This is a genomic window from Streptomyces sp. NPDC039480 (assembly GCF_055597165.1).
The window spans coordinates 213,258-236,150 of record NZ_JBVITX010000001.1 but is presented as its reverse complement, the minus strand read 5'-3'; the positions used below and the strand labels follow the sequence as shown (position 1 = coordinate 236,150).

Annotated in this window: 20 protein-coding genes; 5 read left to right on the top strand and 15 right to left on the bottom strand. The window is 71.8% G+C overall.

Annotated elements, in window-relative coordinates:
• Positions 1 to 27: 27 nt before the first annotated feature.
• The 5 genes from ACZ56E_RS01035 to ACZ56E_RS01015 form a co-directional block, all read right to left on the bottom strand.
• Positions 28 to 894: an oxygenase MpaB family protein gene (locus tag ACZ56E_RS01035; RefSeq protein WP_471209450.1), complete on the bottom strand. Its 867-nt coding sequence runs from the start codon at positions 892 to 894 to the stop codon at positions 28 to 30.
• Positions 895 to 961: 67 nt separating this feature from the next.
• Positions 962 to 1,756, bottom strand: a complete 795-nt coding sequence (locus ACZ56E_RS01030; protein WP_471209447.1) for an alpha/beta fold hydrolase — start codon at positions 1,754 to 1,756, stop codon at positions 962 to 964.
• Between the two features lie 70 nt (positions 1,757 to 1,826).
• Entirely contained in the window at positions 1,827 to 2,231 is a 405-nt protein-coding gene (locus ACZ56E_RS01025) for a hypothetical protein (protein WP_471209444.1), read from the bottom strand.
• 111 nt (positions 2,232 to 2,342) lie between these two features.
• Complete coding sequence (locus ACZ56E_RS01020) at positions 2,343 to 3,812, bottom strand: amino acid permease (protein ID WP_471209441.1); 1,470 nt, start codon at positions 3,810 to 3,812, stop codon at positions 2,343 to 2,345.
• 159 nt (positions 3,813 to 3,971) lie between these two features.
• The gene (locus ACZ56E_RS01015) at positions 3,972 to 5,786 is read right to left on the bottom strand and encodes an AMP-dependent synthetase/ligase (protein WP_471209438.1); all 1,815 of its coding nucleotides are present in this window, start codon (positions 5,784 to 5,786) and stop codon (positions 3,972 to 3,974) included.
• A gap of 132 nt (positions 5,787 to 5,918) precedes the next feature.
• Between ACZ56E_RS01015 and ACZ56E_RS01010 the strand changes: the two genes are divergently transcribed.
• On the top strand, positions 5,919 to 6,668 hold the full coding sequence (locus ACZ56E_RS01010; RefSeq protein ID WP_471209435.1) for a MerR family transcriptional regulator: 750 nt from the start codon (positions 5,919 to 5,921) through the stop codon (positions 6,666 to 6,668).
• 34 nt (positions 6,669 to 6,702) lie between these two features.
• Here ACZ56E_RS01010 and ACZ56E_RS01005 read toward each other — a convergent pair whose 3' ends face one another.
• From ACZ56E_RS01005 to ACZ56E_RS00985, 5 genes are all read right to left on the bottom strand, one after another.
• Entirely contained in the window at positions 6,703 to 8,886 is a 2,184-nt protein-coding gene (locus ACZ56E_RS01005; protein ID WP_471209432.1) for a 3-hydroxyacyl-CoA dehydrogenase NAD-binding domain-containing protein, read from the bottom strand.
• 352 nt (positions 8,887 to 9,238) lie between these two features.
• Complete coding sequence (locus ACZ56E_RS01000; protein WP_471209429.1) at positions 9,239 to 10,453, bottom strand: acetyl-CoA C-acetyltransferase; 1,215 nt, start codon at positions 10,451 to 10,453, stop codon at positions 9,239 to 9,241.
• Between the two features lie 66 nt (positions 10,454 to 10,519).
• Entirely contained in the window at positions 10,520 to 11,662 is a 1,143-nt protein-coding gene (locus ACZ56E_RS00995) for an acyl-CoA dehydrogenase family protein (RefSeq protein WP_471209426.1), read from the bottom strand.
• A gap of 10 nt (positions 11,663 to 11,672) precedes the next feature.
• Positions 11,673 to 12,698 (bottom strand): LLM class F420-dependent oxidoreductase, encoded by a 1,026-nt coding sequence (locus tag ACZ56E_RS00990; RefSeq protein WP_471209424.1) that lies wholly within the window; start codon positions 12,696 to 12,698, stop codon positions 11,673 to 11,675.
• Complete coding sequence (locus tag ACZ56E_RS00985) at positions 12,698 to 13,867, bottom strand: CaiB/BaiF CoA transferase family protein (RefSeq protein WP_471209421.1); 1,170 nt, start codon at positions 13,865 to 13,867, stop codon at positions 12,698 to 12,700. Before ACZ56E_RS00985 ends, ACZ56E_RS00990 begins: the two co-directional genes overlap by 1 nt.
• 156 nt (positions 13,868 to 14,023) lie before the next feature.
• Between ACZ56E_RS00985 and ACZ56E_RS00980 the strand changes: the two genes are divergently transcribed.
• The gene (locus tag ACZ56E_RS00980; RefSeq protein WP_468603714.1) at positions 14,024 to 14,473 is read left to right on the top strand and encodes a 2-thiouracil desulfurase family protein; all 450 of its coding nucleotides are present in this window, start codon (positions 14,024 to 14,026) and stop codon (positions 14,471 to 14,473) included.
• A gap of 73 nt (positions 14,474 to 14,546) precedes the next feature.
• Positions 14,547 to 15,770 (top strand): saccharopine dehydrogenase family protein, encoded by a 1,224-nt coding sequence (locus tag ACZ56E_RS00975; protein WP_471209418.1) that lies wholly within the window; start codon positions 14,547 to 14,549, stop codon positions 15,768 to 15,770.
• Positions 15,771 to 15,823: 53 nt separating this feature from the next.
• On the opposite strand, the gene ACZ56E_RS00970 is transcribed toward ACZ56E_RS00975, so the two are convergent.
• Together ACZ56E_RS00970 and nfi are read right to left on the bottom strand one after the other, a co-directional pair.
• The gene (locus tag ACZ56E_RS00970) at positions 15,824 to 17,269 is read right to left on the bottom strand and encodes a glyceraldehyde-3-phosphate dehydrogenase (protein WP_468603710.1); all 1,446 of its coding nucleotides are present in this window, start codon (positions 17,267 to 17,269) and stop codon (positions 15,824 to 15,826) included.
• A 71-nt stretch (positions 17,270 to 17,340) separates the two neighbouring features.
• The gene (nfi, locus tag ACZ56E_RS00965) at positions 17,341 to 18,033 is read right to left on the bottom strand and encodes a deoxyribonuclease V (protein WP_471209415.1); all 693 of its coding nucleotides are present in this window, start codon (positions 18,031 to 18,033) and stop codon (positions 17,341 to 17,343) included.
• Between the two features lie 143 nt (positions 18,034 to 18,176).
• Between nfi and ACZ56E_RS00960 the strand changes: the two genes are divergently transcribed.
• Entirely contained in the window at positions 18,177 to 18,692 is a 516-nt protein-coding gene (locus ACZ56E_RS00960; RefSeq protein WP_471209412.1) for a hypothetical protein, read from the top strand.
• A 71-nt stretch (positions 18,693 to 18,763) separates the two neighbouring features.
• Positions 18,764 to 20,191: a flotillin family protein gene (locus ACZ56E_RS00955; RefSeq protein ID WP_471209409.1), complete on the top strand. Its 1,428-nt coding sequence runs from the start codon at positions 18,764 to 18,766 to the stop codon at positions 20,189 to 20,191.
• Positions 20,192 to 20,198: 7 nt separating this feature from the next.
• On the opposite strand, the gene ACZ56E_RS00950 is transcribed toward ACZ56E_RS00955, so the two are convergent.
• The 3 genes from ACZ56E_RS00950 to ACZ56E_RS00940 are packed head-to-tail and all read right to left on the bottom strand — an operon-like array spanning position 20,199 to position 22,866.
• The gene (locus ACZ56E_RS00950; RefSeq protein ID WP_471209406.1) at positions 20,199 to 21,485 is read right to left on the bottom strand and encodes a PP2C family protein-serine/threonine phosphatase; all 1,287 of its coding nucleotides are present in this window, start codon (positions 21,483 to 21,485) and stop codon (positions 20,199 to 20,201) included.
• The gene (locus ACZ56E_RS00945; protein WP_471209403.1) at positions 21,482 to 22,486 is read right to left on the bottom strand and encodes a SpoIIE family protein phosphatase; all 1,005 of its coding nucleotides are present in this window, start codon (positions 22,484 to 22,486) and stop codon (positions 21,482 to 21,484) included. The genes ACZ56E_RS00950 and ACZ56E_RS00945 overlap by 4 nt, the downstream gene beginning before the upstream one ends.
• Positions 22,483 to 22,866, bottom strand: a complete 384-nt coding sequence (locus tag ACZ56E_RS00940; protein ID WP_471211461.1) for an anti-sigma regulatory factor — start codon at positions 22,864 to 22,866, stop codon at positions 22,483 to 22,485. Before ACZ56E_RS00940 ends, ACZ56E_RS00945 begins: the two co-directional genes overlap by 4 nt.
• Positions 22,867 to 22,893 lie beyond the last annotated feature (27 nt).

Here is a 22,893-nt window from a genome sequence, read left to right as displayed (position 1 = left end):
CGACCGGGTGCGCCGCGCCGTCCGGGTCTAGCGCCCGGCGGCGCGGTGTCGGGCCCGTGCCCGCCGGGCCATGGGCAGGTAGCGCAGCCGCTCCGGCAGGAGGGGCACCACGGTGCGGACCACCCGGCCGAAGCGGCGCAGTCTGCGCTCCTGCGCGGCGGTCCACGGCAGGCCTATCGCCTCGCGGGCGTCCGGCGGCATGAGGCCGATCGTGACGAAGCGGCGGAAGCGGGCCAGCGGGGGCAGCAGTACGGGCCACAGGGCGCGCAGCAGCAGGCGTACGGGGAGCGGGCCGCGGTCCGGTGGCGGGACGGTCTTGTCGGTGGCGGTCAGTTCGGCGGCCACCCGCGTGAGTTCGAGCTCGTCGGCGAGGACCTTGCGGTAGTACGGCCAGAACTCCTCCAGCGTCTGCGGCATGTCCCGGTCGTGGAGGCCGAGGACGCGCCCGACCCGCAGCCACTCCGCGTACAGCTGCCGTTCCTGTGCCTCGGTGAAGGGGCGGCCCAGGTACTTCTGCGCGTGCTGGTAGACGGGGAAGCCGGTGGCGTGGACCCATGCGTAGTTCGCGGAGGTCAGCGCGTGGTAGCGGCGGCCACGCGTGTCCGTGCCCTGGATGGTGCGGTGCAGCGCGCGCAGCCTGCGGCCCTCCGCGGCGGCCTCGTCCCCGCCGTACACCCACAGCAGGACCGAGCGCACCGAGCGCTCGCCCCTCCCCCACGGGTCGGTCCTGAACACCGAGTGCTCGTCGACGCCCGCGCCGACCGCCGGGTGCGCCACCTGCATGGTGAGCGCGGGCGGCAGCATCAGGAACATGCGGATGTCGCCCGCGATGCTCCAGAGGATGCCGCCGGGCGGGGGCGGTGCCGGGTCGCGGCCGTCGGCGTGGTGGTTCATGTGACGTGCTCCTCGGCCGTGCCCGGTGCGTGCGTGTTCCAGTATGCGACCGCGGGCTCGGGGGCCGTCAGCGTGCCAGGGCGTACGCGTCCAGGATGACGTCGAGGACCGCGTCGGGTTCGCGGACCGTCGGGAAGTGGTCGCTGTGTTCGAGGCGGACCAGGCGGCAGCCGGGGATGCGCTGCGCCATCGTCTCGTTCACGCGGCGCACCTCGGGCTGGTCGTGCTCGGCCAGGGCGAGGACACACGGCACGTCGAGCTCGCCGAGCCGGTCGTAGACGGGCGGGTCGGGCACGTGGTGCGGGTGCACGGCGAACCACGCCGGGATCACCGCCTTGAGGTGCGCGGTGACCTCGGGGTCGTCCCCGGTCCCCTGAGTGGCGGAGACGCCCCGCATCATGGTCACGATGCCGTCCACGTCGCCCGCCCGGGCGCGCCGGCCGATCTCCGCCATGAACTCCGGCGGAAGAGGATCCTCGGCGCCGGTGACGCTCGGGACCACCAGGGCGAGGCTCGCCACCCGCGCGGGATCGCGGACCGCGAGGCTGAGGGCCGTCGCGCCGCCCATGCTGGAGGCGGCCAGGACCGCGCGGGCCACGCCGTAGTGGTCGAGGACGGCGATCAGGTCCTCGACAAGGGAGTACGAGGAGGTCGGGGCCGGCGACCTGCCGTATCCCCGCGCGTCGTAACGGATCACCCGGTGCCGCTCCGTGAGGCTCGGCAGGATGCCGTCCCAGACCCGGGAGTCGCCGACTCCGGGATGCAGCAGGACGAGGGGGAGGCTTCCGCCGCCCGTGCCGCTCGGTTCACCCGAGTCGTGCGACCACAGTTCGCCGTCCTTGACCGAGACCATGACGTCCATGTCCCGAGTCTCCGGCTGCGGGCTCCCGGCCACCAGTGGTGGCGGCGGACGAGGGCGTGAATGCGTACGCCTAGCGACCGGAACCCGTCGGATCGGGCCCCGGCTCGGGCCAGGCGTCGGCATGCGGGGCAGGGTGCGGGGCGGTGCGCGGGGCTTCCGCGATGCGGCCGGCCACCTCGGACGCCCACTCGGAGATCTGGCGGCGCAGCTCCGCCTCCGCCTCGGCGCGCTCCGCCTCCTCGCGGGCCTGGCCGGTGGCGAGGGGCCCGGCGTCCTCCCAGGGGCCGTCCGCGCACGCCTCGGAGAGCAGCATTCCGCGCATCTCCCGCCTGCTGCTGTCGTCCACCGGCGCCGCTGCGGGCACGGGGACCCGGCCGACGCGGGGCAGGAGGCGTACGGCGAGGAGGCAGAGAGCGCAGAGCAGGGCGCCGAGGCCAAGCTGCGCGGGGACGAGCTGCGCGGGGATGAGCTGCATGCCGGGGCTCTACCCGCTCATCCGTGCGCAACAACGCACACTTGCGGGCCAGTTGCCCGGTGCGACCGGGGTCGCACCGGGCCGAGCCGTCCTCCGCGCAGTGGCGCGCTGCTACTTGCCCTTCGGGACCGTGAGGCCCTGCGCCTCGCGCTCCACCCGGCGCCGAACGCCGAACCAGCCGACGACCAGGGCCGCGCCCACGACCGGGATGAGGAACAGCGTCTTGCGGCCGACCTCGGCGTCCTTCCACATCAGGCAGAGGACGGCGAGCAGGAACGCGATCGTCACGTACTCCGTGATGCCGCTGAAGGGGAGCTGGAACTTCGGCCGGGTGATCTCGCCGCGCTTCGCGCTCCGCACGAAGGCGAGGTGGCAGACCATGATCGTGATCCAGGTGCCGATGATGCCGAGCGAGGCCACGTTCAGGACGATCTCGAAGGCCTTGCCCGGAACCACCTTGTTGAGGCCGACGCCGACGACACCGAGGGAGGCGGTGAGCAGGATGCCGCCGTAGGGGACCTGGTTCCGGTTCATCTTGGCGGTGAACCTCGGGGCGGAGCCCGCCATCGCCATCGAGCGCAGGATGCGGCCCGTGGAGTAGAGGCCGGAGTTCAGCGAGGACATGGCGGCGGTGAGGACGACGAAGTTCATCACGTCGCCGGCGGCCGGTACGCCGATCTTGGAGAGGACCGTCACGAACGGGCTCTGGTCGGCCGAGTACACCGTGCCCGGCAGGAGCAGCGCGAGCAGGACGACGGAACCGACGTAGAAGAGGCCGACGCGCCACATGATCGAGTTCACCGCGCGCGGGACGATCTTCTGCGGCTCGGCGGTCTCGCCCGCCGCGACGCCGACCAGCTCCAGCGAGGCGTACGCGAAGACGACGCCCTGCATCACGATCACGACCGGCATCAGACCGTTCGGCATGAGGCCGCCGTGGTCGGTGATCATGTTGAGGCCGGGCGTCTCGCCGCCCACCTTGTGCTGGCTGGCCAGCAGGAAGATACCGATGATCATGAAGGCGCTCAGTGCGGCCACCTTGATGATCGAGAACCAGAACTCCATCTCGCCGAAGTACTTCACCGAGACGAGGTTCACCGACAGCACGACCGCGAGGGCGATCAGCGCGAGCACCCACTGGGGTATGTCGGTGAAGAAGCTCCAGTAGTGCGTGTACAGCGCGATCGCCGTGATGTCGGCGATGCAGGTGGTCGACCAGTTGAGGAAGTACATCCAACCGGCGAAGAACGCGCCCTTCTCGCCCAGGAACTCACGCGCGTACGAGACGAACGAACCGGACGAGGGCCGGTACAGGACCATCTCGCCGAGCGCCCTGACGACGAAGAACGCGAAAACGCCGCACACGAGGTACGCGAGGGCGAGCGCGGGGCCCGCCGAGTGGAGGCGGCCGCCCGCCCCCAGGAAGAGGCCGGTGCCGATCGCGCCACCGATCGCGATCATGTTGACGTGACGGGCCTTGAGGTCCTTGCTGTAACCGGCGTCGCCCGCGTCCGCGGGGGCCTGGGGCGCATCGGTGCGGGATGCGTCCAGGACGGCCGAATCTACGGCTTCCTTGCTCACGTGGGGGATCTACTCTCTGGTGCCCGGAAGAGCTCCGGGGTCCGGATGTGCTCCGGCCCGCGACACCCCTGACGCGCGCGGACCGACGGGACACCTTCCCCCACAGATCGCCCCGCACGCGGTGGCGCACGTCACATAGCGGGACTTCTCACATGCTGGTCAGGGGGTGTACAGGGCGTCGATGACCTGCATGTACTTGTCACGGATCACCCGGCGGCGCAGCTTCAGGGACGGTGTCAGCTCGCCGGTCTCCGGGCCCCACTCCTCGGCGAGCAGCCGGTAGCGCTTGATCTGCTCGGTGCGGTTCAGGCGTGCGTTGACGGCCGCCACGGCGCGGGCCACCTCCGCGAGCACGGCCTCGTGGGTGACCAGGGTGGCCAGCTCCCCCTCGATGCCGCGCGCGGCGGCCCAGGCGGGCGCCATCTCCGGGTCGAGGACGAGCAGCGCCACCAGATACGAGCGGCCGTCCCCGTGGACGAGGGCCTGCCCGATCAGCGGGTGCTCCTTGAGCGCGCTCTCGACGAGGGCGGGCGCGACGTTCTTGCCCGTCGAGGTCACGATCATTTCCTTCTTGCGGTCGGTGAGCCAGAGGTAGCCGTCCGCGTCGAGCCGCCCGATGTCCCCGGTGGCGAACCAGCCGTCCGCGTCCCGCGCGTCGTCGACGCCGCCGTCCGGCCGCAGATATCCGTCGAAGACCGTTGCGCCGCGCACCAGGATCTCGCCGTCGTCGGCGACGCGTACCTCGAGGCCTTCGAGGGGGCGGCCCACCGAGCCGATCCTGAACCCGTCGGGCCCGTTCGTCGTCACGACGCCGGAGGTCTCCGTGAGCCCCCACGCGTCCATGATCACGAGGCCGAAGCCGGCCCAGAACCTGGCCACGTCCACCGGCATCGGCGCCGACGCGCTCGCGGTCCACACGAGGCGGTCGAAGCCGGCCAGCGCGAGCAGCGGGTCGAGCACCTTCTCCTTGGCCTCCGCATACGCCGCCGCCAGCTCGGCCGACGGCTCCTCCCCGCGCTCCCGGCAGGCCACGTGCGCGCGTGCCGTGTCGTTCGCCGCCTCGATGGCGCGGCGCCGCTCCTCCGGCAGCCCGGCGAGCGCGGCCCGCACGGACGCGGCGAGCTTCTCCCACACGCGCGGGACCCCGAAGAACTGGAAGGGCCGCAGCTCGCGCGCGGTGGCGGCCACGTGCGCGGGTTCGGCGCACAGATAGACGTGCGCGGCGCGGAGCACCGGCAGGTAGATGCCGAGCAGGCGCTCCGCGATGTGCGCGAAGGGCAGGTAGCAGATGTGCCCGACGTGTTCGGGGAACTCGACGACGCTGTCCAGGGCGATGCCGTTGAGGATCACGTTGCGGTGGGTGAGGCGGACGCCCTTGGGGTCGCCGGTGGTGCCCGAGGTGTAGACGACGGTGAGCGGGTCGGCCGGGCGGTTCTCGCGCCATGCCTTCTCGAAGGCGTCGGGGTTGAAGAGGCGGCTTCCGGTGGCGTGCAGGGAGCCGTACGTACGGTGTTCGCCCGCCTCGGCCGCCTCCACGACGACGAGGCGCTCCAGCGGGGCCGTGTCGTCCGACAGGAGGGGCTCCCAGCGGGGCAGTTCGCGGGCGCCCTCGACGATCGCGAAGCGGGCCCTGCTGTGCCGGACGATGTGCGCGATCTGCTCGGGGGCCGAGGTGCCGTACACGGTGACGGGGACGGCACCGAGGTGCACCAGGGCTAGGTCGCTCAGCCAGTGCTCGGGGCGGTTGCCCATCATCATCAGGACGTGCTCGCCGCGCCCGACGCCGAGCGCGGCGTAACCGGCGGCGAGCACGGCCACCTTGCGCCGCGCCTCGCGCCAGGTGAGCGTCGACCACTCCTCCCCCACGCGCCACGAGAGCGCGGGCAGGTCGCCGTGGTCCTCGGCGTTGCGGAGCAGCAGGGCGGGGAGCGTGATGTCGGCAGGGTCTCCGGGGAGTCGCAGGATCGTGGTCATGACCGCCTCCTGGTGCCATCGATTGGGCCGGAGGGTTTCACAACACTGGTGTGCCAGCAATACTGTTGCACCGGATTGACGCACGAAGCGGGGAGACGTCCCCCGAGCCGACCGGGGAGGGATGGCGCCGCCATGACGACCGACACCGAGGGCGTCGCGACCGGGTCCGGGGAGCCGACGCTCACGGTCGACGAACTCGCCGCGCGCGCGGGCGTCACGGTCCGCACGATCCGCTTCTACAGCACCAAGGGGCTGCTCCCGCCGCCGGTGATCGGCCCGCGCCGCGTCGGCCACTACGGCCAGGAGCACCTGTCCCGGCTCGCGCTCATCGAGGAGTTGCAGCACCAGGGCATGACGCTCGCCGCGATCGAGCGGTATCTGGAGCAGCTGCCCGCGGACCTGAGCGCGCACGACCTGGCCATCCACCGTGCCGTGGTGGCCTCGTGGGCGCCCGACTCGGCGGAGGACACCCCGCACGCCGAGCTGGAGCGCAGGGCGGGCCGCGCGCTCGACGACGAGGACCTGGACCGGCTCGCGGCGATGGGGGTGATCGCCCGCACCCCGGTCCCGGACACGTACCGCGTGGATCTGGGCCTGCTGCGCCTCGGGGTGCAGCTCCTGGACGTGCCCATCGCGCACGAGACGATCCTGGCGGCGCGCACGGTCCTGATGGAGCACACCCGCGGGGCCGCGCACGAGCTGTCCCGGCTCTTCCGTGACGAGGTCTGGGGGCCCTACCGCGAGCGCGAGTCGGACCCCGAGCACGTGGCGGCGATGCGGTCGCTCTCGGCCCATATGCAGCCGATGGTGGTGCAGGCGCTGGTGACCGCGTTCCAGCGGTCGCTCAAGGAGGAGCTGCGGGAGTGGCTCAAGGAGAGCTGAGCCACCCCCGCACGGAACCCTCTGTGGAGCGGTGTCAGTCGTCGCTGAACGTCTCGCCGTTCTCCGCCTTCTCGATGAGCAGAGCGGGCGGCGTGAACCGCTCTCCGTAGCGCTCGGTGAGCTCACGCGCGCGTGCCACGAATCCGGGCAGGCCGCCTTCGTAGCCGTTGATGTACTGCAGGACGCCGCCCGTCCAGCCCGGGAAGCCGATGCCGAGGATGGAGCCGATGTTGGCGTCGGCGACCGACGTCAGGACGCCCTCCTCCAGGAGGCGTACGGTGTCGAGCGCTTCGGAGAAGAGCATGCGTTCCTGCATGTCCTCGAACGGGATCTCGTGCCCGGGCTTGGTGAAGTGCTCGCGAAGGCCCGGCCAGAGCTTGGCGCGCTTGCCGTCCACGTAGTCGTAGAAGCCCGCTCCCCCGCTCCTGCCGGGGCGCTCGAACTCGTCGACCATACGGTCGATCACGGTGTCCGAGGGGTGCCCGGCCCAGGTGCCGCCCGCCTCCTCGACGGCCTTCTTCGTCTCGTTGCGGATCTTGCGGGGCAGGGTGAGGGTCAGCTCGTCCATGAGGGACAGGACCTTCGCCGGGTAGCCCGCCTGGGCCGCCGCCTGCTCGACGGAGGCGGGCTCGATGCCCTCGCCGACCATCGCGACGCCTTCGTTGATGAAGTGCCCGATGACGCGCGAGGTGAAGAAGCCGCGCGAGTCGTTGACGACGATCGGCGTCTTGTTGATCTGGCGCACCAGGTCGAAGGCGCGGGCCAGTGCCTCGTCGCCGGTCCGCTCGCCCTTGATGATCTCGACGAGCGGCATCTTGTCGACCGGCGAGAAGAAGTGCAGCCCGATGAAGTCGACCGGGCGGTCGACTCCCTCCGCGAGCCCGGTGATCGGCAGGGTGGAGGTGTTGGAGCAGAGCAGCGCGTCCGGCTCGACGATGTCCTGGATCTCCTGGAACACCTTGTGCTTGAGCGAGGTGTCCTCGAAGACCGCCTCGATCACGGCGTCACAGCCCGCGAGGACCTGCGGGTCCGCGGTCGGTGTGATGCGGGCGAGCAGCGCGTCCGCCTTCTCCTGGGTCGTACGGCCCCGCTGGACGGCCTTGGCGCAGAGCTTCTCGGAGTACGCCTTGCCCTTGGCGGCGGCCTCGGCGGAGACGTCCTTGAGGACGACCTCGATGCCCGCGCGGGCGCACGAGTACGCGATGCCCGCGCCCATCATGCCCGCGCCGAGCACGGCGACCTTGCGGACCTGGCGCGGCTCGATGTCCTTGGGCCGGTTGGCGCCGGAGTTGACGGCCTGGAGGTCGAAGAAGAACGCCTGGATCATGTTCTTCGCGACCTGGCCCGTGACCAGCTCGGTGAAGTACCGGGCCTCGATGGTCAGCGCGGTCTCGAAGTCGACCTGGGAGCCCTCGACGGCCGCCGCGAGGATGTTCCGCGGGGCCGGGTAATTGGCGCCCGCGGTCTGCTTCTTGAGGTTGGCGGGGAAGGCGGGGAGGTTCGCCGCGAACTTGGGGTGCGCCGGGGTGCCGCCCGGGATGCGGTAGCCGGGCTTGTCCCAGGGCTGCTGCGACTCGGGGTTGGCGTCGATGAAGGCGCGGGCCTTCTCGATCATCTCCTCCGGAGTGGCGGCCAGTTCGTGGACGAGACCGTTCTCCAGGGCGCGCTTCGGGTTGTACTGGGTGCCCTGGAGGAGCACCTTGAGGAGGGCGTCCGTGATGCCCATGAGGCGCACGGTGCGGGTGACACCGCCGCCGGCGGGGAGCAGGCCGAGGGTGACCTCGGGCAGGCCGATCTTGGAGCCGGGGGCGTCGAGGGCGACACGGTGGTGGGAGGCGAGGGCGATCTCGTAGCCACCGCCGAGGGCGGCGCCGTTGATGGCGGCGACGACGGGCTTGCCCAGGGTCTCGATGCGGCGCAGGGAGTTCTTGATGGCGTTGCCCGTGTCGAACGCCTGCTGGGCGTTCTCCGGGCCGACCTTGATCATGTCCTTGAGGTCGCCGCCCGCGAAGAAGGTCTTCTTCGCGGAGGTGTAGATGAACCCGCGGATGGCGTCCTTGTCTGCCGCGACGGCGGCCTCCGCGCGGTCGGCGATCGCCGCGATGGAGTCCTTGAACGCCTGGTTCATGGTGTTCGCGGACTGGTTGGGGTCATCGAGCACGAGGGTGACGACACCGGTGTCGTCCTGTTCCCAGCGGATCGTTGTGCTTTCGGTCATGTCTGTCTCTCCGTGAAGTCTGTGTCGGGCGGGAGGCGGAGTCTGGGGAGGGCGGCTGGGGTTCGTGGCCGGCTGACCGCCGGTGGGGGCGGGCCGCGCCCGCGCGGCGCAGCCGCATGTGTCACGGCCTCGCGCCCCTGAGGCATGCGGCTGCGCCGCGCCTCATGAGGGCGCACGGGGTTGGGCCTTGCGGGGCGCGTCCGGGGAAGGCGCGGCGAAGCGCAGGCCTTCAGGGGCGCGTCCGGGGAAGACTGCGGCGAAGCCGCATGTCTTCAGGGGCGCGGGGAACTGCGCGAGCAACCACGACGCACCCGCGGCAGGCGACGCACCCCAACCCCTACGGCGCGATCCCTTACAGCCGTTCCACGATCGTGGCGATGCCCATCCCGCCCCCCACGCACAACGTGGCCAACCCGTACCGGAGATCCCTGCGCTCCAGCTCGTCCACCAGCGTCCCGAGGATCATCGCCCCGGTCGCCCCCAGGGGGTGACCGAGCGCGATCGCCCCACCGTTGACGTTCACCTTGTCCAGGGACAGCCCCATGTCCTTCACGAAGCGCAGCACGACCGCCGCGAACGCCTCGTTGATCTCGACAAGGTCGATGTCGTCGATGGTGAGCCCCGCCTTGGCGAGGGCCTTGCGCGTCGCGGGCGCCGGCCCGGTCAGCATGATCAGCGGCTCGGAGCCGGAGACCGCCGCCGAGACGATCCGCGCGCGAGGCGCGAGCCCGTACCGCTCGCCGACCTCCTTCGTGCCGATGGCGACCAGCGAAGCGCCGTCGACGATGCCGGAGGAGTTGCCCGCGTGGTGGACGTGGTCGATCTCCTCCACCCAGTGGTACTTCTGCAGCGCGACCGCGTCGAAGCCGCCCATGTCGCCGATGTCCTTGAAGGACGGCTTCAGCTTGGCCAGGGAGTCGGCGGTGGTACCGGGCCGCATGTGCTCGTCGTGGTCGAGGACGACGAGGCCGTTGCGGTCCTTGACGGGTACGACGGACCTGCCGAAGCGGCCGTCCTTCCAGGCCGCGGCGGCGCGCTCCTGCGAGAGGGCCGCGTACTCGTCGACGTCGCGCCGCGAGAAGCCCTCGATGGTGGCGATGAGGTCTGCGCCGATGCCCTGCGGCGCGAAGCCGGTCTCGTAGTTGGTCATCGGGTCGTTGAACCAGGCACCGCCGTCGGACGCCATCGGCACCCGCGACATCGACTCGACGCCGCCCGCGAGCACCAGGTCCTCCCAGCCCGAACGGACCTTCATCGCGGCGAGGTTGACCGCTTCGAGACCGGAGGCGCAGAAGCGGTTCTCCTGGACGCCCGCGACCGTGTCGGGCAGGCCCGCGGCGATGGCGGCGATCCGCGCGATGTCGGAGCCCTGGTCGCCGACCGGGCCGACCACGCCGAGGACGATGTCGTCGATGGCGGCCGGGTCCAGGTCGGGGAACCGTGCCTGGATCTCGTGGATCAGGCCGACGACGAGGTCGATCGGCTTGGTGCCGTGCAGGGCACCGTTGGCCTTGCCGCGTCCGCGCGGGGTGCGGATCGCGTCGTATACGTACGCTTCGGTGGTCACGCGTGAGCCTTTCGGGGGTGTCCGGGAGGGTCCGGGGTGGCCGGGAGGGTCGAGGGGCCTGAGAGGTCAGCCGAGGAGCGAGCGGCCGATGATCTCCTTCATGATCTCGGTCGTACCGCCGTAGATGGTCTGGATGCGGCCGTCGGTGAAGGCCTTGGCGACGCGGTACTCCGCCATGTAGCCGTATCCGCCGTGCAGTTGCAGACAGCGGTCGGCGACCCGCTTCTGCAGCTCGGTGGCCCACCACTTCGCCATCGACGCGTGCACGGCGTCGAGTTCCCCGTTCGAGTGATCGACGATGCACCGGTCGAGGAACGTGCGGGTGACGGCGCACTCGGTGGCCATCTCCGCGATCTCGAAGCGGATGTGCTGGAGTTTGGCGAGCGGGCGCCCGAAGGCCTCGCGCTCCTTGACGTACGTCGTGGTGATGTCCAGGAGATGCTCGGCGGCGGCGATCCCGGCGACGGCGATGCCCATGCGCTCCTGCGCGAGGTTCGTCATCAGGTGAATGAAGGCGCCGTCGAGCTCGCCGAGCAGGTTCTCCTTGGGGACGCGTACGTCGTTGAAGAAGAGCTCCGCCGTGTCCTGGGCCTTCTGCCCGATCTTGTCGAGGTTGCGGCCCCGCTCGAAGCCCTCCATCCCCCGCTCGACGACGAGGAGCGACAGGCCGTGGGCGCCGCCTTCCGGGGACGTCTTGGCGACGACGATGACGAGGTCGGCGAGGATGCCGTTCGAGATGAACGTCTTGGAGCCGTTGAGCACCCAGTGGTCGCCGTGGTCCTCGGCGCTGGTGCGGATGCCCTGGAGGTCGGAGCCGGCTCCGGGCTCGGTCATCGCGATGGCCGTGATGGTCTCGCCGGTGCAGAAGCCGGGCAGCCAGCGCCGCTTCTGCTCCTCGGTCGCGAGCGAGGTCAGATAGGGGCCGATGATGTCGTTGTGCAGGCCGATCGCGAGCCCGGCCGCGCCCGCGCGCGTGAACTCCTCGGCGAGGACCGCGGAGTAGCGGAAGTCGTCGTTCCCGCCGCCTCCGTACTCCTCGGGGACGGCGAGGCCGAGCAGGCCCTGCTTGCCGGCGGCGAGCCAGGCGTCACGGCTGACGATCCCGTCCTTCTCCCACTGTTCGTAGTGGGGCAGCACCTCCTTGGCGAGGAAGGTGCGGACGGTCTCGCGGAACGCCTCGTGTTCCGCGGAGAAGATCTGTCGCTTCACGTACGGCCTCCTAGAGCCAGCCCTTGACGGTTTCGATCAGTGCGGCCGGCTCGGGGCCGACGGGTATGACGTTGAGCATGGTGACGCCCGCCGCGCGGAAGGCCTCGACGCGTTCGCGGACGTAGCCTTCGGGTCCGCAGAGCGACATGAGCTCGCAGAACTCGTCCGGGACCGCGGCCTCGGCCTCCTTCTTCCTCCCGGCCAGGTAGAGCTCCTGGATGCGGGCGGCCTCTTTCCCGTAGCCGTACGCGACCGCGAGGTCGTTGTAGAAGTTCTTCCCCTTCGCGCCCATGCCGCCTACGTAGAGGGCGATCCGGGGTCGCGCGAGGTCCCGTACGGCCGCCGCGTCGTCGCCGATGGCCAGCAGTCCGCCGGCGACGGTCCGGAGCGGGCCGAGGGCCGGATCGCGCTTCTCCTTGCCGGCGGCGAGCGCGGCGCCCCACACCTCGTGCGCCTTCTCCGGGATGAAGAGGGTGGGCAGCCAGCCGTCGGCGACCTCGGCGGTCATGCGGACGTTGGCGGGGCCCAGGGAGGCGACGTACAGCGGGACTTCGGGGCGCACCGGCTTCGTGAGGATCTTCAGGGGCTTGCCGAGCCTGCCGCCCTTCTCCGGAGGCAGCGGCATGTCCGTGATGCCGTGGTGGTCGATGACCTCGCGGCGCAGGATGCGGCGGGTCAGCTCGATCGTCTCGCGGGTGCGGCCGAGCGGCTTGTCGTACGCCTTGCCGTGCCAGCCCTCGACGACCTGGGGGCCGGAGGCGCCGAGGCCGATGATGGCGCGCCCGCCGGAGACCGCGTCGAGTCCGGCGGCGGTCTGGGCGATGAGGGCGGGGGTGCGGGAGTAGACGTTGAGGATGGCGGCGCCGATCTTCATGCGCTCCGTGCGCGCCGCGAGGTAGCCCATGATCGTGGGCGAGTCGAAGCCGTACGCCTCCGCGACCCATACGGCGTCCAGGCCCGCGGACTCCAGTGCGGCGACGTTGTCGGCCGCCTCGCGGGGGTCGCCGGCGTAGTCGAGGGGGACCGAGATCTCCATCAGTGGTCTTCCTTCGTCGTCGGGGTCCCGGCGTCGGTCGGTTCCCGGACGAGGGCCGGTACGTCCCAGTCGCGGGCCACCTCCGCGGTGTCGGCGCCGGGCTGCGCGGGGCCGGTGCGGACCCGTGTCGGGGTGGCGGAGAAGCGGGGCGCGGGGGCGGGCTGGGTGATGCCGCCGTGGTCGACGAAGGTGCCGCGCGCGGCGAGGTGCGGGTGGACGGGGGCCTCGCGCAGGGACAGCACAGGCGCCACGCACGCGTCGGAGTCCTGGAAGACGACCGTCCACTCGTCGCGCGTACGTTCCCTGAAGCGGGCGGCGACCGCCTCGCGCAGCTCGTCCCAGCGGGCCAGGTCCTTGCGGGCGGGTGCCACGTCGGCGAGGCCGAGCAGGGCTATGAACTCGTCGTAGAACTGCTGCTCCAGAGAGCCGACGGCCATGTGGCCGCCATCCGCGGTCTCGTAGGTTCCGTAGAACGGGCAGCCGCCGTCGAGGAGGTTGGCGCCGCGGCGGTCCTGCCAGCCGCCGGCCGCGAGCATGCCGTGGATCATCGCGGAGAGGTGGGCCGCGCCGTCGACGATCGCGGCGTCCACGACCTGCCCGGCGCCGTGCACGCGCGCGTGGTGGAGCGCCGCGAGGACGCCGACGACGAGGTAGAGCGAGCCGCCGGCGTAGTCCCCGAGGAGGTTCGCGGGGATGGCGGGCGGCTCGTCGGCGTTGCCGATCATGCCGAGGGTGCCGGTGATGGCGATGTACGCGATGTCGTGCCCGGCGCGCTGTGCGAGCGGTCCCTCCTGGCCCCAGCCGGTCATCCGGCCGTAGACGAGCGCGGGGTTGCGGGCGTGGCAGGCCTCGGGGCCGACGCCGAGGCGCTCGGCCACGCCCGGCCGGTAGCCCTCGACGAGGATGTCGGCGCGCTCGACCAGGTCGAGGACGCGGGCCGCGCCGCCGTCGGCCTTCAGGTCGATGACGACGGAACGTTTGTTGCGGTTCGTGACGTCGTAATCGGGATCGATGGCGAGGCCGCCGCCGCGGGGGCGGTCGACGCGCACGACGTCCGCGCCGAGATCGGCCAGCAGCATGGCCGCGAACGGGCCGGGCCCGATGCCCGCCAGCTCCACCACACGCACTCCGGCGAGCGGTCCGTGAACGCTCTTGCCCGGCACTGCCATTGAGCCCCCAGCGCTATGACCCGGCTATGACACAACTGATGTAACACCAGTGATGCTAAGAACGTGTTCCACTCCGCACAACCCCTTGACGAGCAAGCGCTTAGCCAATTCTGGGGCGCCGGCTGCTCCCGACCGTGCGGCGCCTAACCTGCGGGCATGGATTCCGTATTGGTCAGCGCATGTCTGCGGGGAGTTCCATGCCGCTACGACGGCCGGGACAAGACCTCGCCGGAGCTCGACGAGGCGGTGGCGGGCCGCACGGTCGTGTCGTTCTGCCCCGAGGCCGCCGGGGGGCTGCCGACGCCGCGCCGCCCCGCCGAGCTCGTCGGGGGTGACGGGCACGACGTCCTGGACGGCGCCGCGCGGGTGGTCGAGGACACCGGGCGCGATGTGACGGCCGAGTTCGTGGACGGCGCGCGGCGGGCGCTGGCGGCCGCGCGGCACGGCGGGTGCACGGAGGCGCTGCTGATGCCGCGCAGCCCGTCGTGCGGCCGCGGGACGGTGTATGACGGATCGTTCGGCGGGGAGCTGGTGGCGGGCGACGGGGTCACCGCGGCCCTGTTCGAGCGGAACGGCATCGTGGTGCGGTCGGCACCGGGGGTGTAGGACGGACTCCGGTGGCGTGCGCGCTAGCCTCGGCCACTCACGACCGCACGGGGGCGTACAGCGGAGAGGTGTCATGAGCAGTCAGCACGGCGAGAGTGACGGGAACGACGAGAGCGGCGCGAAGGCGGATCGCGCATACGACATCGTGCTCTTCGGAGCGACCGGCTTCGTGGGGGTGCTCACCGCCGAGTACCTCGCCTCGCATGCCCCCGAGGGGCTGCGGTGGGCCATCGCGGGGCGCGACACGGACAAGTTGGAGCGGCTGCGCGAGCGGCTTGCCGCACTCGACCCGGCGTGCGCCGAACTCCCCCTGGTGCGCGCCGATGTGGCGGACCCGGACTCCCTGCGGGAGATGGCCGCCCACGCGCGCGTGGTCGCCACGACCGTCGGCCCCTATCTGACGTACGGGCAGGAACTGGTCGCCGCGTGCGCGGAGGCGGGCACGGACTACGTGGACCTGACGGGCGAGCCGGAGTTCGTCGACCTCATGTACGTGAAGCACGACTCCCGCGCGCGGGAGACCGGCGCGCGCCTCGTGCACGCCTGCGGCTTCGACTCGGTCCCGCACGATCTGGGGGCGTACTTCACCGTGCAGCAGCTACCCGAGGGGGTGCCGCTGCGTGTCGACGGGTTCGTACGGACCAACGGCCAGTTCTCGGGCGGCACGTTCGCCTCCGTGCTCAACCAGTTCGCGCGGGCCCCGCAGATGCTGGCCGCCGCGAAGGAGCGGCGGCGCCACGAGCCCCGGCCGACGGACCGCAAGGCGTACGCCCCGCCGAGCGCGCCCCGGTACGCCGGCGAAGTGGGCGCGTGGGCACTGCCGTTGCCGACGATCGACCCGCAGGTGGTGCAGCGCTCGGCGCGGGCCCTGGAGCGGTACGGGCCCGACTTCCGCTACCGGCACTACGCGGCCGTGAAGACGCTGCCGGTCGCGCTGGGCGCACCGGTGGCCCTCGGCGGTCTGCTGGCGGCCGCTCAACTGCCGCCCGCGCGGCGGTGGTTGTCGGGCCGGGTGAAGCCCGGTGACGGGCCGAGCCAGGAGCGGCGGGCCAAGACGTGGTTCTCGGTGCGGTTCGTCGGCGAGGGCGGCGGCAAGCGGGTCTTCACCGAGGTCTCGGGCGGCGACCCCGGGTACGACGAGACGGCGAAGATCCTCGCCGAGTCGGCGCTCTGCCTCGCCCTTGACACTCTGCCGCCGTCCGCGGGTCAGGTGACCACCGCCGTGGCGATGGGCGACGCGCTGCTGGCACGGCTGCGGGCGGCGGGGATGTCGTTCCGGGTCGCTTCGGTGCGGTAGTACGGCGCGCGAGGATGCCCCGCACGTGGCCGTGCGGGGCATCCATCGGCAGGTCAGACCACCGGCACCGGGTAGGTCGGGTACTCCACTCCGGAGACGTGCTGGACGACCCGGATGACCTGGCACGAGTAGCCGAACTCGTTGTCGTACCACAGGTAGAGGATCGCGTTGTCGCCGTCGACCTTGGTGGCGCCTGCGTCGACGATCGAGGCGTGGCGCGAGCCGATGAAGTCGTTGGAGACCGCGTCGGGGGCGCTGGTGAAGTCGATCTGACGCTTGAGCGGCGAGGTCAGCGATACGTTGCGGAGGTAGTCGAGGACCTCGTCGCGGGTCGCCTCGCGGCCGAGCCGCAGGCTGAGGATGGCGATCGAGACGTCCGGCACCGGCACGCGGATCGAGCTGCCCGTGATGGGCGCCTTGAGGTCCGGCAGCGCCTTGGCGACGGCGGAGGCGGCCCCGGTCTCCGTGATGACCATGTTGAGCGGCGCGGAGCGGCCGCGGCGGTCCGCCTTGTGGTAATTGTCCAGCAGGTTCTGGTCGTTGGTGAACGAGTGGACGGTCTCCACATGGCCGCGCACCACGCCGTACTCGTCCGCCATCGCCTTCAGCGGCGGCACGATCGCGTTGGTGGTGCAGGAGGCGCAGGACAGGATCTGCTCGTCCGGCTTGATCGTGTCGTGGTTGACGCCGTGCACGATGTTCGGGACGTCGCCCTTGCCCGGGGCGGTCAGGACGACCTTGTCGATGCCGGGGCGCAGGTGCTGCGAGAGGCCCTCGCGGTCCCGCCACTTGCCGGTGTTGTCGATGAGGATGGCGTCCTTGATGCCGTACGCCGTGTAGTCGACCTCGGAGGGGTCGTTGGCGTAGATCACCTTGATCTCGTTGCCGTTGGCGACGATGGTGCTGTTCGCCTCGTCGACGGTGATCGTGCCCTGGAACTGGCCGTGGATGGAGTCGCGGCGCAGCAGCGAGGCGCGCTTCACGATGTCCTGCTCCCCGCCCCGGCGGACGACGACCGCGCGCAGTCGCAGGCCGTTGCCGGAGCCCGCCTTCTCGATGAGCAGGCGGGCGACGAGGCGGCCGATGCGGCCGAAGCCGTAGAGGACGACGTCGCGGCCCTCGCGGCACTCGATCTTGTTCTCGCCCGTGGCGCCTGCGACGGCCTCGGCGGTGAACTCCTCGACGCTCAGACCGCGGTCGTCGGTCCGGTACGTCGCGGCGAGCATGCCGATGTCGATCTGCGAAGGGCCGAGGTCGAGGGTGGTGAGCGCCCGCAGGAACGGCAGCGTCTCGGTGACCGAGAGCTCCGCGCCGGCGATCTGCCGGGCGAATCGGTGGGTCTTCAGGATGCTGACCACCGACTTGTTCACCAAGGAGCGGCTGTGCAGCAGGACCGTCACGTCCCGCTCGCGGTGCAGCTTCCCGATGATCGGGATCATCGACTCCGCGATCTCCTCGCGGTGCTTCCAATTGGTGAACGAGTCGTCATTGACAGTCACAGAAGTATCTTTCGAGCTAGGCGGCGCTCATATGCTAACCCGCCCCTCATTTGATCGTTCAACCCGGTGGGTCATGCCCCGGTCGCCTCCCGCAGGGCCGCGCGGCACAGGGCATCCGCGCGCCGCGTGGACTCCGGGAGGCGGTAGCGGGGCGTCAGGCGCAGCACGTGCTCGCAGGCATTGGCCAGGCTCACGCGGTGACCGGCCGAGACGAAGACCGGCTTCACGCCCTCGCGGGTGCGCAGCGCGCGGCCCACCTCCTCTTCGCCGTCCAGCAGCGGTGCCCCGCTCCCCCGCGCGGCGGCCGGGGCGTCGTACGAGAAGGTGAAGGGGTTCTTGGCGACGCCCAGCGTCGGCAGACCGGTCAGGACGCCGAGGTGGCTCGCGAGGCCGAAGCGGCGCGGGTGGGCGATGCCGTAGCCGTCGCAGACGACCAGGCCCGGGTCGGCCCGCAGCCCGGCGAGCGCGGCGCGGACCGCCGGGATCTCGCGGAACGCCAGCAGGCCGGGCACATAGGGGAACGCCACCGTGCCGACCGCCGTCGACTCCTCGACCACGTCGAGCGTCGCGGCGTCCAGAACGACGACGGCCGCGGCGACGATGTCCCGCTCGTCGTCGTAGGCGACGTCCACGCCGGTCACGTGTCCCGTGCCGGGCGGCGGGCCCTCCTCGTCGAGGACGACGCGGGTGCGCAGTTCGTCCTGGACGGCGCGTGCCGTCCGCTCGTCGGTGGGCCAGTCTGGGGGCGGTGTGTGGCTGATCATGGTGCGGGCCAGCCTAGTTGGGCCCGGATGTCCGGCATTAAAGAAGCGTAAAGATTGCCGGAAGCAGGCAATGTCAGACCTTTCGCCGCCGTGCCAGGATCGCCCCGTACCGAGGTGAACGGCATGACGGGGGAAGTGATCCGATGACGGTGTTTCTGGTTCTCGGCATCACGGGGATCGTGCTGCTGGCGCTCTCGCTCGTCCTCGACGGGGTGCTCGACAGCCTCTTCGGCGGGGCGGGCGCGCTGGACGGGCTCTTCGACGGGCTCCTCTCACTGCCGGTCGTCGCCGGGTTCGTGTCCATGCTCGGCTTCGGCGGAGCGCTCGTGCTCGGCACCACCGGCCTCGGCGCGGGCCCCGCCACCGTCGCGGGAGCCTGCGCCGGGGCCGGCGCGGGCTGGGTGACGTGGCAGTTCACCCGCGCCCTGATGCGCGACCAGACCGCCCGCACCCCGCGCGGCGACGACCTCGTGGGCACCCCGGGGTCCGTGGTCACCGCGATCCCGGCCGACGGCTACGGCGAAGTGCTGCTGCACCTCGCGGGCCAGCGCGTGAAGTTCGCGGCCCGCAGCTCCGTCGCCGTGGCGCGGGGCACCGAGATCTGGGTCGACGCGACGCTCTCGCCGACCTCGGTGACCGTGCGGCCCGTGGAGCGCTGACCCGGCGCACGCCCCGCACCCGACCATCACGAAACCGATCTGCCGTCCCGGGCGGCAGAGGGGAACGCACCATGAGCCCAGTCCTGATCTCCGTCGTCGGAGTCGTCGTACTCCTCGTCCTGTTGGCGCTCGTCGTCATCACGCGCTACAAGGTCGCCGGGCCCAGCGAGGCCTTCATCGTGACCGGCCGGCGCGGCAAGAAGTCCACCGACCCGGACACCGGCCGGGTCATGACCGACAACAGCGGCCAGAAGGTCGTGGTCGGCGGCGGCGTCTTCGTCGTGCCGTTCGTGCAGCAGAAGTTCACCCTCGACCTGTCCTCGCGGCACATTCCGATCGCCGTGCGCGGCGCGGTCACGCTGCGCGGTGTGAAGGCGAACCTCGAAGGCGTCGCCATCGTGAAGGTCGGCGGCACCGAGGACTCGATACGGGCCGCGGCCCAGCGGTTCCTGGTGCAGCAGGACGGCATCGTCGGCTTCACCCAGGAGGTGCTGTCCGGCGCGCTGCGCTCCATCGTGGGCCGCATGTCGGTCGAGGACATCATCCGGGACCGTGCCGCGTTCGCCGGGCAGGTCGCCGAGGAGGCCGAGGCCAGCCTGTCCGGGCAGGGCCTGGTCCTGGACGCCTTCCAGATCCAGGACATCACCACGGAGGGCTCCTACCTGGAGGACCTGGGGCGGCCCGAGGCGGCCCGCGCCAAGCAGGAGGCGGACATCGCAGAGGCGGTGGCGCGCCGCGCCGCCGAGCAGGCGCGGCTGAAGGCCGAGGAGGAGATCGCGGTCGCCCAGCGGACGTTCGCGCTCAAGCAGGCCGAGATCAAGGCCGAGACGGACGAGGCCGCGGCCCGCGCCGCCGCCGCGGGGCCGCTCGCCGAGGCGGCCCGGCGGCAGGACGTCCTGTCCGAGCAGGAGAAGGTGGCCCAGCGCCAGGCCGCGCTGACCGACCGCGAGCTGGACACCCAGGTCCGCAAGCCCGCCGACGCCGCTCGCTACCAGGCCGAGCAGGAGGCGGAGGCCCGCCGGATCGGCCTGGTCAAGCAGGCCGAGGCCGACGCGGAGCGGGCCCGGCTCACCGGTGAGGGCGAGAAGGCGCACCGCGCCGCGCTCGCCGACGCCGTGCGCCTGGAGGGTGAGGCGGAGGCCGCCGCCATCGGCGCGAAGGGGTCCGCGGAGGCGGAGGCGATGCACAAGAAGGCCGACGCGTTCACGCGGTACGGCGACGCCGCCGTCCTGCAGATGCTCGTCGAGGTCCTGCCGAGTGTCGTCGCCAAGGCGTCCGAGCCGCTGAGCGCGGTGGACAAGATGACGGTGATCTCCACGGACGGGGCGAGCCGGCTCTCGCGCACGGTGGCCGACAACGTCGCCCAGGGCGTCGAGCTGCTCAACTCCACCACGGGGGTCGACCTCGCGGAGCTCCTGAAGAACCTCACCGGAGACAAGCAGCCGACACCGGCCCCGGCACCGGCCCCCGTCAACGGCCGGATCGAGGTGACCGACTAGCCGCCGGTCACGCCCCCGTACGCCGCAGCACGATCGCCAGTGTGTCGTCCTGGTGGAGCACGTCGGCGAGCAGGTCTCCGGCCAGTAGGCCGGGGATCTGCTCGGTCGGTCGTGCGCGGTGCCGGCACAGGGCCTCCTTGAGGCGGGCCTCGCCCGCGATGGGGTCCCTGCGGCTCTCGGTGAGGCCGTCCGTGTAGAGGAGCAGCACGTCGTCGTGGCCCAGGGTGGTGGTCAGGACGCGGTCGCTGCCGGGCAGAGGAAAACCGATTCCGCGCCCGCGCACCTCGAGGTAGGTCGCGCTGCCGTCCCCGTGGGCGAGGAGGGCCGGGGGGTGGCTGCCGTTGGCCAGGGACAGGCTGCCGTCGACCGGGTCGAGGCGGGCGAGGAGCAGGGTCGCCATGACGTTCTGGTCGAAGGGCGCCAGGATGGTGTCGGTCCGCGCCACGATGCTCTCCAGCGGGTGGCCTTCGAGGGCGAGGGTGCGCACCGCGTGGGTGACGGTCAGCGCGGTGCGGGTGCTGGTGATCCCGTGCCCGATCGCGTCGACGACGGTGATGTGGACGGTGCCGTCCGGGAGGGTGAACCAGTCGTACAGGTCTCCGCCGGTAGGGGCGTCGTCGCTGGCCGGGGCGTAGTGCACGGCCAGTTCGAGGCCCTGGACGTGCAGCGGTCTCGGGCGCAGCGCGTCCTCCAGGGCGCGCAGGGTGCGGCCGTGCGCCGTGCGCAGCTGTTCGTCGCGCTCTTCGAGCTGTACGTAGAGGGCGAGGACCCCGCTGTTCGTCTCGGCCAGCTCGTGCTTGAGCCGCTGGTGCTCGTCGGCCAGGGAGTCCGCGCGCGCCAGCGCCGCCCGGAGCTCCTCCTCCAGCAGCGCGACGTCGGTCTCGCCGTGCTGCGCGGCCGCGGCGGGGGTGACCGGGGACCGGCTCGGCTGCCACCCGCCGACGTAGGGCGTGCCGGGGCCGTGCGAGCCGGCGGGCGGCAGGGGCAGGTTCCATACGAACGTGCCGTCCGGCTCGGTCATCGCGCGCAGCGGCAGGCGGTCCGTCGCCACCTGCGCGCCGGTGCTCTGGGGCGGCAGGCGCAGGGCGAGGGTCAGCCGGTGGGCGCCGTCCTCGCCCGTCTCGCGTCCGCTCAGCAGGGTGACGGGACGGCCGCGGCCGAGGGCGGAGGCGGCCACCTCGCTCAGCGACAGGACGAGGCGCGCCCGGTCGTCGGCGGGCAGCCGGTGTCCCAGGGCGATGCTTCGAACGGTGTGCCGGAGCGCCTTGAGCGTACGGACGGTTTCGCGGGTCATCTCATTCCCAGGTGCGGGCCGAGGGCCAGGATGGTGGCGTCGTCACGACGGCGGCGGTGGGTGTGGGCCAGGGAGGCCGCAAGCAGCACCGGGGGCAGCGTGAGGCGCGCGTCGGTGGGGGTGTGGGTCCACCGGTGGTCGATGCCGTCGGTGTACAGGACCACGGTGGTGTGCTCGGGGAGGTCCACGAACCGGCTCCTGGGCTTGGGGAGGTTGTAACCGACGATGCCGGCGTGGCCGGTGAACTGGTGATGGATGCCTCGGGGGGACAGGGTCGTGGCGCGGACATTGCCGATGCCGCAGAATTCGACCCGGTCGCCGGTGGTGCGCAGCACGGCGACGGCGGCGCCGCGGGTGTGCCGCAGCGCCTTGTGCAGTGCCGTGAGGATGTCCACCAGGGGAGCGGTGGGGTTCGCCAGGAAGGTGCGCTCGGCGCGCTGGGCGGCCGTGGCGGCCTCGGGGCCGTGACCGAGCCCGTCGATCATCAGCGCGGTCCAGGCGCCGTCATGCTCGGCGACGGCGTATCCGTCGCCGCTTTCGTGCTCCCCGTCAGCCGGGAGGCACAGGCTTCCCAGGGCGGCCGGGGCGCGGGGCTCGTCCGGCTCGGCGAGGCGGGCGTGGGCGAGCGTGCCGAGTCCGGCGTCCGAGCGGATGGCGAAGTCGGTGGCGATGCGGCGCGCGGCGCCGAGACCCGCCCCGATCGTCTTGGTGGTGCTGTAGCCGTCCCTGAGGCTCAGGGCGACGTCGGGCATGCCGGGGCCACTGTCGACGGCGACGATGTCCATGCCGCCGCGCAGCGGGGAGCGCTGGACGAACAAGGCGCCGTTCCTGGCATGCTTGACGATGTTGCTGGCCAGCTCGCTCGCGAGCACGGCCGCTTGGTCGGGCAGCGCTCCCGGCATGCCGCGCGCGGCCGACCGGGCCTGATCGGCCGCGGCCTGCACCGCGCTGGGATGGTCTATGGCGATGTGCAGGGTGCGTGCCGCTGCGTCGGTGTTCACCGTCGTCCGTTCCACCGCACGGCGGTGATGGTCGTGCCCTCCCCGGGCGCGGTCTCCACCTTGAACTCGTCCATGAGACGGCGCGCGCCGCCAAGCCCGTGGCCGAGCCCTGCACCGGTCGTGTACCCGTCGACGAACGCCTGGTCGAGGTCGGCGATGCCCGGCCCCTGGTCGGTCACCGAGAGGCGCAGCCCGCGTCGGCCGCCCTGCCCGATGATCTCCAGGGTGACGGAGCCTCCGCCGCCGTGGACGTAGGCGTTGCGGGCCAGTTCGCTGGCGGCCGTGACGATGCGCGTCTGGTCCACGAGCCCGAAGCCCGCCCGCAGGGTCGCTTCGCGCACCGCGTGCCGCACCGCGAGGAGGTCCTCCTCCGCCCGGATGGCGTGCTCGCTGCGGAGCTTCTCACC

Excerpts from the sequence above, each read along its gene's own strand:
- ACZ56E_RS01035 (WP_471209450.1), bottom strand. The coding sequence starts at position 894 with ATGAACCACCACGCCGACGGCCGCGACCCGGCACCGCCCCCGCCCGGC.
- ACZ56E_RS01030 (WP_471209447.1), bottom strand. The coding sequence starts at position 1,756 with ATGGACGTCATGGTCTCGGTCAAGGACGGCGAACTGTGGTCGCACGAC.
- ACZ56E_RS01025 (WP_471209444.1), bottom strand. The coding sequence starts at position 2,231 with ATGCAGCTCATCCCCGCGCAGCTCGTCCCCGCGCAGCTTGGCCTCGGC.
- ACZ56E_RS01015 (WP_471209438.1), bottom strand. The coding sequence starts at position 5,786 with ATGACCACGATCCTGCGACTCCCCGGAGACCCTGCCGACATCACGCTC.
- ACZ56E_RS01010 (WP_471209435.1), top strand. The coding sequence starts at position 5,919 with ATGACGACCGACACCGAGGGCGTCGCGACCGGGTCCGGGGAGCCGACG.
- ACZ56E_RS01005 (WP_471209432.1), bottom strand. The coding sequence starts at position 8,886 with ATGACCGAAAGCACAACGATCCGCTGGGAACAGGACGACACCGGTGTC.
- ACZ56E_RS00990 (WP_471209424.1), bottom strand. The coding sequence starts at position 12,698 with ATGGAGATCTCGGTCCCCCTCGACTACGCCGGCGACCCCCGCGAGGCG.
- ACZ56E_RS00985 (WP_471209421.1), bottom strand. The coding sequence starts at position 13,867 with ATGGCAGTGCCGGGCAAGAGCGTTCACGGACCGCTCGCCGGAGTGCGT.
- ACZ56E_RS00980 (WP_468603714.1), top strand. The coding sequence starts at position 14,024 with ATGGATTCCGTATTGGTCAGCGCATGTCTGCGGGGAGTTCCATGCCGC.
- ACZ56E_RS00975 (WP_471209418.1), top strand. The coding sequence starts at position 14,547 with ATGAGCAGTCAGCACGGCGAGAGTGACGGGAACGACGAGAGCGGCGCG.
- nfi (WP_471209415.1), bottom strand. The coding sequence starts at position 18,033 with ATGATCAGCCACACACCGCCCCCAGACTGGCCCACCGACGAGCGGACG.
- ACZ56E_RS00960 (WP_471209412.1), top strand. The coding sequence starts at position 18,177 with ATGACGGTGTTTCTGGTTCTCGGCATCACGGGGATCGTGCTGCTGGCG.
- ACZ56E_RS00955 (WP_471209409.1), top strand. The coding sequence starts at position 18,764 with ATGAGCCCAGTCCTGATCTCCGTCGTCGGAGTCGTCGTACTCCTCGTC.
- ACZ56E_RS00950 (WP_471209406.1), bottom strand. The coding sequence starts at position 21,485 with ATGACCCGCGAAACCGTCCGTACGCTCAAGGCGCTCCGGCACACCGTT.